This is a genomic window from Pantoea sp. JK, from assembly GCF_026130245.1.
Classification (GTDB): domain Bacteria; phylum Pseudomonadota; class Gammaproteobacteria; order Enterobacterales; family Enterobacteriaceae; genus Pantoea; species Pantoea trifolii.
The window spans coordinates 223,773-238,328 of record NZ_JAINFN010000004.1 but is presented as its reverse complement, the minus strand read 5'-3'; the positions used below and the strand labels follow the sequence as shown (position 1 = coordinate 238,328).

Sequence of the window (14,556 nt, the reverse complement as noted above, 5' to 3'; positions counted from 1 at the left end):
AAGATGAATATGCAAATCAAAACCACCATGAAAGCCGCCGTTGTGAAGACTTTTGGTGAACCGTTAGTGATTGAGCAGGTGCCGGTGCCGCAGGTCGGGCCGGGGCAGATTTTGGTGAAAATCGCGGCGACCGGCGTATGCCATACCGATCTCCACGCCGCCGAAGGCGACTGGCCGATTAAACCTAATCCGCCATTTATTCCGGGCCACGAAGGTGTTGGCCAGGTGGTTGCATTGGGCGAGGGCGTTAAGCACCTGAAAATGGGCGATCGCGTCGGTGTGCCATGGCTCTATTCGGCGTGCGGTCACTGCGAACACTGTCTCGATAGCTGGGAAACGCTGTGTCTGTCGCAGCAAAATGCCGGTTACTCAGTGAATGGCAGCTTCGCAGAATACTGCCTCGCCGATGCCAACTATGTCGGCATCATTCCGGATAACGTCGATTACAACGAAATCGCGCCAATCCTCTGTGCCGGCGTCACCGTGTATAAAGGGCTGAAAATGACCGACACCAAACCCGGCGATTGGGTGGTGATTTCCGGTATTGGCGGTTTAGGGCATATGGCGGTGCAGTACGCGGTTGCCATGGGTCTGAACGTGGCGGCGGTGGATATTGATGATGAGAAACTGGCATTCGCTAAACGTCTCGGTGCCAGCGTGGTGGCGAATGCGAAAAATGTCGATCCGGCCAAGGTGTTCCAGGAGAGTTTTGGCGGTGCGCACGGCGTGCTGGTCACGGCGGTTTCACCAAAAGCGTTCGAACAGGCGATTGGTACGCTGCGTCGTGGCGGCACCATGGTGCTGAACGGTTTGCCGCCGGGCAAATTCGATCTGTCGATTTTCGATATGGTGTTGGACGGCATTACGGTGCGCGGTTCCATCGTCGGGACGCGCAAAGATCTGCAGGAAGCGCTGGATTTCGCCGGTCGTCACAAGGTGAAAGCCACCGTAGCGGTAGAACCACTGACTAACATCAACGATATCTTCGCGCGGATGCACGCTGGCAAGATTGAAGGGCGCATCGTGGTGGATATGTCGCTTTAACAAAAAGCCCGACGCGATGGTCGGGCTGGTCATTTAGCAGCTGGCGAGCAGCGCTTCGAGTTCGACGCGGCTCGTCACTTTACTGTCGATTTTGATGTAAGCACTTTTCTCTTCTGGCACGATAAACACCGACGCCACGCCGGGCTGCGCTTTCAAACGCTTCTCCAGATTCGGCACCGCCAGCACCGCATCGCTGAGCATAATGCGCAGGCTGCTGACGTAAGGCGGTTCCTGCATCGACATCGCCACAAACAGCCATGCAGCAGCGACAATCGCACCGACCAGGAACACGGTTTGGGCATCAACATGACCATAGATCCATCCGCCCATGCTGCCGCCAATCGCCACACCAATAAACTGGCTGGTGGAGTAGATGCCCATCGCTGTGCCTTTGTAGCCCGGCGGCGACTCTTTGCTGATCAGTGATGGCAGAATCGCTTCCATCAGGTTGAAGGCGAGGAAGAACAGCTGCACGCCAATCACCAGCGTCCAGAAGTGGCCTGCCGCGCCCCACAATACGATTTCTGCAATGATGATGATCGCCACGCAGCCGACAAATACGCGCTTCATGCGGCGCTTCACTTCGGCATAGATAATGAAAGGCACCACGGCAACAAAGGCCACCAGCATCGTCACCAGATAGACTTTCCAGTGCTCGGCCGCCGGTAAACCGGCTTGTTCAAACTGTCCCGGCAGCGCCACGAAGCTCGACATCAGCAGAATGTGCAGGCAGAGAATGCCGATATTCAGTTTTAACAGTTTTGGATTGGTTAACACCGCGCGGATACTGCCTTTCACCATGCCGGATTCGCGGTTCAATACGTGGTTTGGTGCGTTCGGCACCACTAATAAGGTGATGACGATGCCCAGCGTCGCGAGGATGGCGATCATCCAGAATAGCGCGTGCAAGCCGAGCGCGTGGGTGACAATCGGGCCAACTACCATGGCAATGGCAAAGGTGACGCCAAAGCTGATGCCGATGAACGCCATCGCTTTGGTGCGGTTCTGTTCACGGGTTAAGTCCGACAGCAACGCCATTACCGCGGCGGCAATCGCGCCGGAACCTTGTAATGCGCGGCCTAAAATCACGCCCCAAATGGTGTCGGAGGTGGCGGCGATAATGCTGCCGAAAACGAACAGCAGCAGTCCGCCGACGATCAGCGGCTTACGGCCGACGCGATCGGAGAGCAGACCAAATGGAATCTGGAAGATGGCTTGTGCCAAACCATAGATACCGATTGCGAGACCAATCAGTGTTTCACTGGCGCCCTGTAACGCCATGCCGTACGTGGTGAGTACCGGCAAGACCATAAACATTCCCAGCATGCGCAGGGAAAAAACGGTACCTAAACCCCATGTAGCGCGAAGCTCTACTGGCGTCATTTTATTGTCGTTCATGTTTACCTCAAAATTATACTGCGCCCATTCTAGGCAGCAGGGCAGGGCGGGTAAAACATTTGTTCTTAAGCAGTGGTAACAAAAAGAAAGGGCGCGAAATTCGCGCCCTTTCTGGTTTTGCGGAGCTGAATTACCAGACGTAAGTCAGCAAATCCTTCGACGCTGGCGTCATGAAATCAACCGACATCATCACGCTCAGGGCGGTGATAGCGACAATCGAGAACACAAACAGTTTACGTGCCCAAACTTTGTCGTTTGAGGTTTTGTAACCTGAAAGTGCCATGCCGAGCCACCACACGCTAACGGCTGCAGCCACCACCAGATATTTGTAGCCCGCGTAACCGCCAAGGGTAAGCATCAGCGTGGCAATCATGAACGCCAGGATATACAGCGTAATATGATTTTTTGCCACTGAGATGCCTTTCACCACCGGCAGAACCGGAATGTTGGCAGCCTGGTAATCTTTAAAGCGGAAGATGGCAATCGCATAGGAGTGCGGCATCTGCCACAGGCTAAAGATAGCCAGTAAAATCAACGCGCCAGCATCAAACTGGTTGGTCACTGCGCAGTAGCCAATCACCGGCGGCGCAGCGCCAGAGAGACTACCAATCAGCGTGCCGTAGACAGAGTTACGCTTCATATAGAGGCTGTAAACGCCTACGTAAACCACGAAGCCCATCACCGCCAGCCACATGGCCAGCGGGTTAGCGCCGAAATACAGCAACGCAAAGCCAGCAATACCCAATGCGGTTGCATAAACCAGGCTTACTTTCGCCGAGATCAGGCCTTTGACCAGAACACGGTTCCGCGTTCTCTCCATTTTGATGTCGATATCGCGGTCAATCACGTTGTTAAAAACACAACCTGATGCGACAACCAGCGATACGCCCACCAGCGAGGCGAGAAACAGGGTGTAATCAATGCTGCCTTTCGAAGCCAGCAGGAATCCACCGATCACAGAAATTAAATTGCCGAAAATAATTCCTGGTTTTGTTACTTGCAGGTATTGCTTAATCATTACGCGACTCTTTAGTGGGCCATCATGTTGTAGTTGAGGTTCCACATAATCCACAGTGAGCCTACAACAACAATCAAGATAATGAGTGCTGAGAAGACGATGGCCACCATGTTCCAGCCACCTTCTGATTTGCTGTCTAAGTGCAGGAAGTAGACCAGGTGAACCAGCACCTGAACTACCGCACACACCAGAACCACACCCAGAATAGTGCCGTGTGAAGCGCCGCCATCCATCACCATCCAGAACGGAATACCGGTCAGGATGATAGAGAGGACGAAGCCGATCATGTAAGACTTCACGCTACCGTGCGAAGCGCCATGTTCGTTAACAGAATGACTCATTACATGGCTCCCATCAGGTAGACAACGGTGAATACGCAGATCCAAACCACATCCAGGAAGTGCCAGAACAAGCTGAGGCACATGATACGGGTGCGGTTGGTTGCAGTCAGACCACGTTTAGAAATCTGGAACATCATCACTGCCATCCAGATCAGGCCAGAGGTCACGTGCAGACCGTGCGTGCCGACCAGCGTGAAGAACGCTGACAGGAAGCCGCTGCGATCGGGACCGAAGCCTTCTTTGATCAGGTGATGGAATTCATAGATTTCCATGCCGATAAAGCCAGCACCGAACAGGAAGGTCAACGCTAACCAGCTGATGACCGAACCTTTGTTCTGGTTGTTCATCGCAATCACTGCCATTCCATAAGTAATGGAGCTGAGCAGCAGCAGCGCGGTTTCGACCAGAACGAACGGCAGTTCGAAGATGTCTTTACCTGCCGGGCCACCGGCAGTGTTATTGACCATTACTGCATAGGTCGCAAACAGGGTTGCGAAGATAATGCAGTCACTCATCAGGTAGATCCAGAAGCCAAAGACTTTATTGGCTCCTGCATCGTGATGCCCATGCTCCGCATGGGCGTCGTGGTGGTGTTTTGCAGTTTCAGTTGACATTATTTCAGACCTGCTTTGCTGATTTCGTCAAAGTGCTTCTTCTCGATCTGCTCGACTTCAGCAACCGGCACGTAGTAATCCACGTCTTCATCGAAGCTCTTCACAATCCAGGTGACGATAGTACCCACGAAGGTGAGGCCAGCCAGCCACCAGATATGCCAGATCATGGCGAAACCGAAGACAGTCATCAGGGCCGCGATAACAACAGCTGCGCCGCTGTTTTTCGGCATATGAATTTCTTCATATTTTTCTGGCTGCTTGTACGCTTCGCCTTTCTCTTTCATTTCCCAGAACGCATCGCGCTCGTGGATATGAGGGATAACAGCAAAGTTGTAGAACGGCGGCGGTGAAGAGGTTGCCCACTCCAGCGTACGTCCACCCCACGGGTCACCGGTCAGGTCACGGTTCTGGTCGCGATCACGCACAGAAACGTAGAACTGGGTAATCTGGCACAGGATACCGCAAGCGATCAGCGCCGCACCGCCTGCTGCAACAACCAGCAGTGAGTGGAACTGAGGATCGATGTCCTGGCTGATACGACGCGTCATACCCATGAAGCCCAGCGCATACAGCGGCATGAATGCCACGAAGAAGCCGATGATCCAGAACCAGAACGCGCGGATGCCCCATTTTTCATTCAGCGTGAAGCCGAATGCTTTCGGGAACCAGTAGGTCACGCCAGCCATACAACCGAACACCACACCGCCGATAATCACGTTATGGAAGTGCGCGATCAGGAACAGGCTGTTGTGCAGAATGAAGTCCGCACCCGGAACCGCCAGCAGAACACCTGTCATACCACCAATCGAGAAGGTAACCAGGAAGCCGATGGTCCACAGCATAGCTGAGTGGAACTCAACGCGCCCCTGATACATGGTGAACAGCCAGTTGAAGATTTTCACGCCGGTCGGGATAGCGATGATCATCGTCATGATACCGAAGAAGGCGTTTACGTTCGCGCCCGCACCCATGGTGAAGAAGTGGTGCAGCCAAACGATGAACGACAAGACGGTAATCGCGATGGTCGCCCACACCAGAGAGGTGTAACCGAACAGACGCTTCTTAGAGAAGGTTGCCGTGACTTCAGCGAAGACACCAAACACCGGCAGAACCAGGATGTACACTTCCGGGTGACCCCAGACCCAAATCAGGTTGACGTACATCATCATGTTACCGCCCATTTCATTGGTGAAGAAATGGAAGCCAAGGTAACGGTCAAGCGTCAACAGTGCCAGCGTAACGGTCAGTACCGGGAACGCAGCGATGATCAGGACGTTAGTACACAGTGATGCCCAGGTGAACACCGGCATTTTGAACAGGTCCATGCCCGGTGCACGCATCTTCAGAATGGTAACGAAGAAGTTGATACCGGTCAGTGTCGTACCGATACCGGACAGCTGGAGACTCCAGATCCAGTAATCGACCCCGACGCCAGGACTGTACTCCGCACCCGAAAGCGGCGGATAAGCCAACCAGCCGGTCTGTGCAAACTCGCCCACACCCAGAGAGATGTTCACCAGGATCACACCGATCGCGGTAAACCAGAAGCTCAGGTTGTTCAGGAACGGGAAGGCAACGTCACGTGCACCGATTTGCAGCGGTACCGCGATGTTCATCAGACCTACCACGAATGGCATCGCCACGAAGAAGATCATGATCACGCCGTGAGCGGTGAAGATCTGGTCGTAGTGGTGTGGCGGGAGTATGCCGGCTTCCCCAGCGGAAGCCATCACTTGTTGGGTACGCATCATTACCGCATCGGCAAAGCCGCGCAGCAACATGACGAAAGCCATGATGATGTACATGATACCCAGTTTTTTGTGGTCAATGGAGGTGAACCATTCTGACCACAGGTACTGCCACTTACCAAAGTAGGTAATCGCAGCAACCAGCGCCAGACCACCTAAGATGATAGCGGCGACCGTAACCACGATAATGGGTTCGTGGTATGGCACTGCATCCAGTGTTAATTTTCCGAACATCGTATTATTCCTCGGCTCCCGCGGAAGCGGCGTGACTCATGTCCATGCCTTTATGTTCTGGCATGTCCATCTTCCCGTGGCTCATCATGAACTTATCAATCACTTGCTTGAACAGTTCTGGATTTGCCGTTGAGAAATATTCCACCGGGTGATTTTCGCTTGGCGTGGCCAGTTTCTCGAAATCATCCATGGTGTTCAGCGCGTTAGGTGCCGCTTTAACTTTGGCAACCCACTGCTGGAATTCCGCATCGTCTTTAGTTGCAATGGCTTTGAACTTCATGCCAGAGAAACCACGACCACTGAAGTTCGCAGAGATACCGTCAAATGTTCCTGGCTCGTTGGCGATCAGATGCAGTTTGGTCTGCATACCGGCCATCGCGTAGATCTGGCTGCCGAGAGTAGGAATAAAGAAGGAGTTCATCACGGAGTTGGAGGTGATCTTGAAGTTCACCGGAGTGTTTGCCGGGAAGGCAATCTGGTTAACGGTTGCAATACCCTGTTCCGGGTAAATGAACAGCCATTTCCAGTCCAGTGCCACTACGTCGATCTCAACCGGTTTAACGTCAGAAACCAGCGGTTTGCTCGGCTCCAGCGCGTGGGTTGATTTCCAGGTCAAAACGCCGAGGAAGATAATGATCAGGATCGGAATGGTCCAGACCACGGCTTCCACTTTGTTCGAGTGTGACCAGTTAGGGCTATAAGTTGCGTTAGTATTGGTTGCCCGATATTTCCAGGCAAAGAATACTGCCATGAAGACTGCCGGGATAACGACGATCATCATCAAGCCGAAAGCTGTCAGAATCAACGAACGTTGCTCCAGTGCAATCTGTCCTTTGGGATTTAACAACGCACTATCGCAGCCACTGAGTAATACAGCGCCTGCAATTAATGACAAAATCCCCAAACTTTTATTGTATTTACTGAGTCTCATTTAACGACCTCAATGACAAAGGGCTCTATTGTCGTTTAAGTGTGCGCGCATTTTACGGGAAGGTTTATGCAGTGTAAACCAGCTTAAGGATGTGTCAGAAGGCTGTTGACACCTTTTGCAAAGGGTGTCACAGATGTTACGCAGGGTGACAAATTATTAACTGCGACAAGCAGTTGGCATCAATATAACAAAAACCAATGGTAGAAACCGCAGAAAAATCAGGGAAAGTATAAACCGTACTCTTAATACTCATTTATTTAACATTTCTGCATCATTTTAGCGATGTCTTTTATACAAAGTAATTGCGCACCGGATTTAAATATTCGCCCGCAGTTGTTAATTTAATGTTTCCAATTCGCTTTAAAAAAAATGCTATTGGTAAAATCGGCGACTGATATTTCTTAGCCGATTATTTCGTCACGAAAATTGGCTTACTTAACCCAGATTTTCCTGCGCCGCTTTTTTTAATGCCAAACTATCCAAAATAACCCCAAGTGCGACAGCCAACAGCGCGAATGCCATTCCGGCTTCAAACATCGGCGTGAGCAGCGCATTGATCTGCACAACTCCGCTGGCGTTGAGTGCTAATGCCAGCAGCCACAGTGCCAGCAAGCCGCAGCCGATGCTGAACAGACGCACCGTCCAGCGGTAACCTTGCGGCCACAAGCTGCGCATCACAAACTCCCCGCTTTGCTGCATGCTGTGCAAGGTACCGCGACACAGCCACAACAGCAGCAATCCCGGTACGCCAGCAAACACGGTGAAGGCATAGAAGGTCGGCCAGCCCCACAGTTCAACCAGCCAACCGGCAGCGGGACCGACGTAAACACGGCCCACGGCGGAGAGGGCAGAAAGCAGTGCGAACTGCGTAGCTGAGAAGGATTTGTTGCACAGCGTCATCAACAACGCGACAAAAGCCGCAGTGCCCATGCCGCCGCACAGATTTTCAATAAATACCGCGCTCGCCATGCTCCACAAGTGCGGTGGCGTCACCGCCAGCAACCAGTAAGCAAAGTTCGACACCGCTTGCAGTACGCCGAATATCATCAGGGCGCGGAACAAACTCAAGCGCTGCATCAGTACGCCGCCGTACAGCGCGCCGATGATGGTGGCCAGCAGGCCAAGCGTTTTATTCACCAAGCCGACATCGCCAGCGCTAAAACCGACGCCGCGAATCAGGAACGTGGTGGTGAGCGAGGCGGCAAATGCATCGCCAAGCTTATAAAGGATAATCAGCGTGATCAGCAACCAGGCGTTGTTACGCTGGAAAAAGTCTTTTAGCGGGAATGTCACGGCCTGGCGAAGCGAATGCGGTTCGCGCGCCGGCATCTCCGGCTCTTTCGCCAGCAAGGTGGCGATAAGGCCCGGCACCATCAGCAGCGCCATCAGCCAGTAAGTGGCTTGCCAGCCGAGATAGCGATCCGCTAACCACAGCGCCAGCCCACCCGAAATCAACATCGCCAGACGATAACCCAGCACGGTGATCGCCGCGCCGCTGCCGCGCTCTTCCGGCGGCAGCACATCGGTTTTCCAGGCATCAAACACGATATCCTGCGAAGCCGAACAGAAGGCAACCAACACTGCGAGCGCGGCCAGCAGCGTTAAGTCGCGCGAAGGCTGCATAAAGCCCATGGCGATAATGCCGCCAATCAGCGCCAGCTGCGTGACCAGCAGCCAGCCGCGACGGCGACCGAGAAACGGTGGCGTATAGCGATCCATCATCGGCGACCACAGGAACTTAAACACGTAAGCCTGGCCGACAAGGGAGAAGAAACCGATGGTTTTCAGGTCAACATTCTCTACCGTCATCCACGCCTGTAACGTCCCGGCAGTTAACGCCAGCGGTAAGCCTGAGGCAAAACCCAGCAGCAGCAATACCGCCGCATTACGTTGGGTAAAAATACGCAGATAGTGAGATGTCATAGCCAACCTGAAATGAAGCCCGGCGAGGCGTCGCCGGGCAAATGACTGCGGAAATTAGCGGGCGTTCTGCTTGATGAAGTTGTGAACGCTGGTGTCCTGCGCCATATCAGCAATCACGTCACTCAGCGTTGAGTTAACCGCGTTGGTGATCTTCGCGTTGGTGGCGGTAAACGCGCCTTCTACGCTGTAAGTCTGGCGATAGTTTTTCACCTGCTTGTTACCGTTTTTCGCGGTGGCGATGATGGAGATATCCGCCTTGGTGGTGATGCTGTAGCGCACGTTGCCTTGTGTCACATCAGCGTACAGACCATTCACCACGATCTGCAGATCAACGGCACCGCTTGGGCCAATCATGTAGCCGCGCGACGTCATCTGCTTCTCTAACACTTCCTGCAGCAGGAAGCGCAGATCGCGGGAGGGTGTCAGCGTGATCAACTGACCATCACGGTTCACTTTTGCCAGCGCCTGATCGGAACGTTGATCGGCACCGTTAACGCTGATGGTGACGCCCATCAGGCTGGGATCTTGCTGCGGTAATTGAATCTTCGGTTGAATATCCAATGTGGTGTTGTTGCTGGCACAGCCGGCCAAAATAAAAGCAGCCAGCAGAGGGAATAACAGTTTTTTCAACATACTCATTCTCGTTAGCATATGGGTTGGTTTGCAAAACTGCGGCCATCATAGCATTGCGCAGCGGTGAAAAAAGCCCCGGGCCAATGGAAATTGATTGTAAAGGCTTTTTTCGGACAGGATGAAACGCCAGCCAGTTGACCTGAGAGATAAGCGAGTTACTATGCGCAGCGCTGACGGATTTATTTACGGCCAAGCTGCGGAAGCGGTGAAAAACCTACTAATATTTAAACAGATGGGCACAGCGCTCGCCGGAAAGGAGTGTTAATCATGATTCGCGAACAAATAGAAGAAAAGTTGCGTAACGCTTTCGAGCCTGCACATCTTGAAGTGCATGATGAAAGCTACCGTCATAACGTGCCCGCCGGTTCTGAAAGTCACTTTAAAGTGGTGATTGTCAGCGATCGATTTACCGGTCAGCGCTTTCTGCAACGTCATCGCGCTATTTATGGCGAACTGGCAACCGAATTGGCGGGCAGCGTACACGCGCTGGCACTGCATACTTACACACAAAAAGAGTGGGATGGATTGCAGGATACGGTTTTGGCTTCACCGAATTGTCGCGGTGCTGGCACGCTTGCTTGAATTCCCTTCTTTCACATCTCCAAAAACGGCCTGCGGGCCGTTTTCATTTCATTTATTACACTCAAACGCGATCTACGGCGCAAAAAAGCAGCAAAACCGCTAAAAAGTGGTGAGTTTGCAGCCTCGACTCATTCCAGCGATGCCGCTATAATGCTGCGTCTATTTTTCCGGAATGTCTTCGGGACGCTTCTGGTGACAGGGATTAGGTTCTGCCTGCAGAGGCCGTCCCGGTTGTTGGATACGGCGCATTTTATGTGTGGTGTCTGAAGTTGACCGAGCACGTGATTTTTTGAGGTAACAAGATGACAGTTTCAGTAGAAACCACTCAGGGTCTGGGCCGTCGCATGTCGATTACTGTTGCAGCTGACAGCATCGAAAGCGCAGTGAAGAAAGAACTGGTGGAAGTGGCTAAGAAAGTCCGTATCGACGGTTTCCGTAAAGGCAAAGTGCCGGCACACATCATTTCTCAGCGCTACGGTGCTTCTGTTCGCCAGGACGTGCTGGGCGAGCTGATGACGCGCAACTTCGTTGACGCCATCATTAAAGAGAAAATCAATCCGGCTGGCGCACCAAACTATGTGCCGGGCGAATATAAAGAAGGCGAAGACTTCACCTACGCGGTTGAGTTCGAAGTGTATCCAGAAGTTGAGCTGAAAGGCCTGGACGCAATCGAAGTCGAGAAGCCAGTAGTCGAAGTGACTGACGCTGACGTTGATACCATGCTGGAAACCCTGCAGAAGCAGCAGGCGACCTGGAAAGAGAGCGATGCAGCAGCGACTGCTGAAGATCGCGCGACCATCGACTTCAGCGGTTCTGTTGACGGCGAAGAGTTTGAAGGCGGCAAAGCCTCTGACTTCGTGCTGGCAATGGGCCAGGGTCGTATGATCCCAGGCTTCGAAGAGGGCGTTGTTGGCCATAAAGCCGGCGAAACCTTCACTATCGACGTGAAATTCCCAGACGATTACCACGCAGAAAACCTGAAAGGTAAAGATGCGAAGTTCGACATCGTGCTGAAGAAAGTTGAAACCCGCGAACTGCCAGAGCTGACGGAAGAGTTCATCAAGCGCTTTGGCGTGGAAGATGGTTCAGTTGCCGGTCTGCGTGCAGAAGTGCGTAAGAACATGGAACGCGAGCTGAAAGGTGCTATCCGTAACCGCGTGAAGACGCAGGCAATCGACGGTCTGGTTAACGCCAACGACATCGACGTTCCGGTTGCACTGATCGACAGCGAAATCGACGTTCTGCGTCGTCAGGCTGCACAGCGTTTTGGTGGTAACGAGAAGCAAGCGCTGGAACTGCCACGTGAACTGTTCGAAGAGCAGGCTAAACGTCGCGTAGTGGTTGGTCTGCTGTTGGGCGAAGTGATTCGCATCAACGAACTGCAGGCTGATGAAGATCGCGTTAAGACGCTGATCGAAGAGATGGCTTCTGCGTACGAAGATCCGCAGGAAGTGATCGAGTTCTACAGCAAGAACAGCGAGCTGATGAACAACATGCGCAACGTGGCTCTGGAAGAGCAAGCGGTTGAAGCGGTACTGGCGAAAGCGAAAGTGACCGATAAAGCCACTAACTTCCAGGAACTGATGAACCAGACCTCTGCGGCCTGATTCATTCGTTAACCGTTAGTGCTAAGCCCGTGACTGAAAAGTCGCGGGCTTTTTCGTTTCTGGCGCTAAGTACACGGATTTGTCCTCTATTTGCTTAATTAATCGGCAAATTATCCGCTAAGCTCTTTTTCCGTGTTAGCGAATGGGCAAAAGGTTGTTATGCTTGAAACAACTGGGCAGCATCCCCAGATACAGGGAGAATGCATGAAAACAGTGAGACTGACTGATTAACCGGGTTGTTATTTCGGTTTGAGGCCGTGGCACGTAGCGTTTGCGCCTCGGCTTACGTAAAATCGGTACAGAATGTTGCCAATGAAATTTATCAGGAGACGGTAATGTCATACAGTGGCGATCGTGAATTTACTGCACCGCACATGGCGCTGGTGCCAATGGTGGTCGAACAAACCTCGCGCGGCGAGCGTTCTTACGACATCTACTCTCGCCTGCTCAAAGAGCGTGTGATCTTCCTGACCGGTCAGGTTGAAGATCATATGGCTAACCTGATCGTGGCGCAGATGCTGTTTCTGGAAGCTGAGAATCCTGAAAAAGACATTTACCTCTACATTAACTCGCCAGGCGGCGTGATTACTGCTGGGATGTCGATTTATGACACAATGAAGTTTATTAAGCCCGATGTCAGCACCATCTGTATGGGTCAGGCTTGTTCAATGGGTGCGTTCCTGCTGACCGCAGGCACCAAAGGCAAACGCTTCTGCTTGCCTAATTCACGTGTGATGATTCATCAGCCGTTGGGCGGCTATCAGGGCCAGGCGACGGATATCGAAATCCATGCGCGTGAAATTCTGAAAGTGAAGCAGCGCATGAATGAGTTGATGGCTGAGCACACCGGCAAATCGCTGGAAGAGATTGAACGCGACACCGAGCGCGATCGTTTCCTCTCTGCGAGCGAAGCGGTTGAGTATGGCTTGGTCGACTCAATCCTGACGCATCGCCAATAAGACACATCTGCTTGCCCCTTACGCTATAGTTAACGGGGAGCAGGCAGATGGGTTGAATGCATATCGGCCGTTGATGTACGGCCAGCGCCGTACAACAAATTTGGTCTGAGAAAGAAAAGAGGTTAGCTGATGACAGATAAGCGCAAAGACGGTTCAGGTAAGTTGCTGTACTGCTCTTTCTGCGGCAAAAGCCAGCATGAAGTCCGTAAGCTAATTGCCGGGCCGTCAGTGTACATTTGCGATGAGTGCGTTGATCTTTGCAACGACATTATTCGTGAAGAGATTAAGGAAGTTGCGCCGCATCGCGAGCGTAGCTCACTGCCGACGCCGCATGAAATCCGCCATCACCTTGATGATTATGTTATTGGTCAGGAAAGGGCGAAGAAAGTGTTGGCAGTAGCGGTATATAACCACTACAAACGCTTGCGTAATGGCGATACCAGCAACGGCATTGAACTGGGCAAAAGTAACATTTTGCTGATCGGTCCAACCGGTAGCGGTAAAACACTGTTGGCAGAAACGCTGGCGCGCTTGCTGGATGTGCCTTTCACCATGGCGGATGCCACCACGCTGACCGAAGCAGGTTACGTGGGTGAGGACGTTGAAAACATCATCCAGAAGCTGCTGCAGAAGTGTGATTACGATGTGCAGAAAGCGCAGCGCGGCATTGTCTACATCGATGAAATCGACAAGATTTCTCGTAAGTCTGACAACCCGTCGATCACACGTGACGTATCGGGCGAAGGCGTACAGCAAGCGCTGTTGAAATTGATTGAAGGTACCGTAGCTGCCGTACCGCCGCAGGGCGGACGCAAACATCCACAGCAGGAGTTCTTGCAGGTTGATACCTCCAAGATTCTGTTTATCTGTGGTGGCGCATTCGCCGGTCTCGATAAGGTGATTTCCCAGCGTGTTGAAACCGGATCCGGCATCGGCTTCGGCGCAACCGTGAAGGGCAAATCCCAGAAGGCGAGTGAAGGCGAATTGCTGTCGCAGGTTGAGCCAGAAGATTTGATCAAGTTTGGCTTGATTCCTGAGTTCATTGGTCGTCTGCCGGTTGTGGCGACGCTGAGCGAACTGAGTGAAGAAGCGCTGATTCAGATCCTGCGTGAGCCGAAGAATGCGCTGACCAAACAGTATCAGGCGCTGTTCAATCTGGAAGGCGTAGAACTGGAATTCCGCGACGAAGCCTTAACGGCAATCGCTAAAAAAGCGATGTCACGTAAAACCGGTGCGCGTGGTCTGCGTTCTATCGTTGAAGGTGCGTTACTTGAAACTATGTACGACCTGCCTTCGATGGATGACGTTGAAAAAGTGGTGATTGATGAATCAGTCATTGAAGTTCAATCCGAGCCGATGTTGATTTATGGAAAGCATGAAGCCCAGGCTTCTGGTGAATAAATAAACAATTGCACCACGTTGTTATCTTAAAAAAGGGGAAAAATCTTTCCCCTTTTGTTTTTCTCTCGCCAGTGACATTGAATGTCGTACAAGCATCCCCATATACTCAATATCCTGTGGGTT

The 14,556-nt window shown here is 52.4% G+C and carries 13 protein-coding genes; 5 read left to right on the top strand and 8 right to left on the bottom strand.

The genetic code is table 11. The annotated features are described in order from the left end of the window. Positions 1 to 3 precede the first annotated feature (3 nt). The gene (gene adhP / locus PanJK_RS11545) at positions 4 to 1,044 is read left to right on the top strand and encodes an alcohol dehydrogenase AdhP (RefSeq protein ID WP_414858943.1); all 1,041 of its coding nucleotides are present in this window, start codon (positions 4 to 6) and stop codon (positions 1,042 to 1,044) included. A 33-nt stretch (positions 1,045 to 1,077) separates the two neighbouring features. Here adhP and PanJK_RS11540 read toward each other — a convergent pair whose 3' ends face one another. The 8 genes from PanJK_RS11540 to PanJK_RS11505 form a co-directional block, all read right to left on the bottom strand. Continuing rightward, positions 1,078 to 2,442 carry an MFS transporter gene (locus tag PanJK_RS11540; protein ID WP_265299767.1) on the bottom strand — a complete coding sequence of 455 codons (1,365 nt, stop codon included), beginning with the start codon at positions 2,440 to 2,442 and terminating at the stop codon, positions 1,078 to 1,080. Between the two features lie 130 nt (positions 2,443 to 2,572). Beyond that, positions 2,573 to 3,460 carry a heme o synthase gene (gene cyoE, locus PanJK_RS11535; RefSeq protein WP_008103945.1) on the bottom strand — a complete coding sequence of 296 codons (888 nt, stop codon included), beginning with the start codon at positions 3,458 to 3,460 and terminating at the stop codon, positions 2,573 to 2,575. 11 nt (positions 3,461 to 3,471) lie between these two features. Then, positions 3,472 to 3,801 carry a cytochrome o ubiquinol oxidase subunit IV gene (locus PanJK_RS11530; protein WP_007886986.1) on the bottom strand — a complete coding sequence of 110 codons (330 nt, stop codon included), beginning with the start codon at positions 3,799 to 3,801 and terminating at the stop codon, positions 3,472 to 3,474. Beyond that, the gene (locus tag PanJK_RS11525) at positions 3,801 to 4,415 is read right to left on the bottom strand and encodes a cytochrome o ubiquinol oxidase subunit III (RefSeq protein ID WP_007886985.1); all 615 of its coding nucleotides are present in this window, start codon (positions 4,413 to 4,415) and stop codon (positions 3,801 to 3,803) included. The genes PanJK_RS11530 and PanJK_RS11525 overlap by 1 nt, the downstream gene beginning before the upstream one ends. Further along, entirely contained in the window at positions 4,415 to 6,397 is a 1,983-nt protein-coding gene (gene cyoB, locus PanJK_RS11520) for a cytochrome o ubiquinol oxidase subunit I (protein WP_256695797.1), read from the bottom strand. The genes PanJK_RS11525 and cyoB overlap by 1 nt, the downstream gene beginning before the upstream one ends. A 4-nt stretch (positions 6,398 to 6,401) precedes the next feature. Further along, a complete protein-coding gene (cyoA, locus tag PanJK_RS11515) occupies positions 6,402 to 7,328 on the bottom strand; it encodes a cytochrome o ubiquinol oxidase subunit II (RefSeq protein WP_101762426.1) in 927 nt (308 codons plus the stop codon). Positions 7,329 to 7,763: 435 nt separating this feature from the next. Then, complete coding sequence (gene ampG, locus PanJK_RS11510) at positions 7,764 to 9,251, bottom strand: muropeptide MFS transporter AmpG (RefSeq protein WP_265299761.1); 1,488 nt, start codon at positions 9,249 to 9,251, stop codon at positions 7,764 to 7,766. Between the two features lie 54 nt (positions 9,252 to 9,305). Continuing rightward, positions 9,306 to 9,884, bottom strand: coding sequence for a lipoprotein (locus tag PanJK_RS11505; RefSeq protein ID WP_007886975.1), 579 nt, complete (start codon positions 9,882 to 9,884; stop codon positions 9,306 to 9,308). Between the two features lie 267 nt (positions 9,885 to 10,151). On the opposite strand from PanJK_RS11505, the gene bolA reads away from it, so the two are divergent. From bolA to clpX, 4 genes are all read left to right on the top strand, one after another. Then, on the top strand, positions 10,152 to 10,466 hold the full coding sequence (bolA, locus tag PanJK_RS11500; RefSeq protein ID WP_008103937.1) for a transcriptional regulator BolA: 315 nt from the start codon (positions 10,152 to 10,154) through the stop codon (positions 10,464 to 10,466). Positions 10,467 to 10,768: 302 nt separating this feature from the next. Then, positions 10,769 to 12,073 carry a trigger factor gene (gene tig / locus PanJK_RS11495; RefSeq protein WP_265299757.1) on the top strand — a complete coding sequence of 435 codons (1,305 nt, stop codon included), beginning with the start codon at positions 10,769 to 10,771 and terminating at the stop codon, positions 12,071 to 12,073. A gap of 335 nt (positions 12,074 to 12,408) precedes the next feature. After that, positions 12,409 to 13,032 (top strand): ATP-dependent Clp endopeptidase proteolytic subunit ClpP, encoded by a 624-nt coding sequence (clpP, locus tag PanJK_RS11490; RefSeq protein WP_008103933.1) that lies wholly within the window; start codon positions 12,409 to 12,411, stop codon positions 13,030 to 13,032. 129 nt (positions 13,033 to 13,161) lie between these two features. Continuing rightward, a complete protein-coding gene (gene clpX / locus PanJK_RS11485) occupies positions 13,162 to 14,433 on the top strand; it encodes an ATP-dependent protease ATP-binding subunit ClpX (RefSeq protein ID WP_265299752.1) in 1,272 nt (423 codons plus the stop codon). Positions 14,434 to 14,556: the final 123 nt, after the last annotated feature.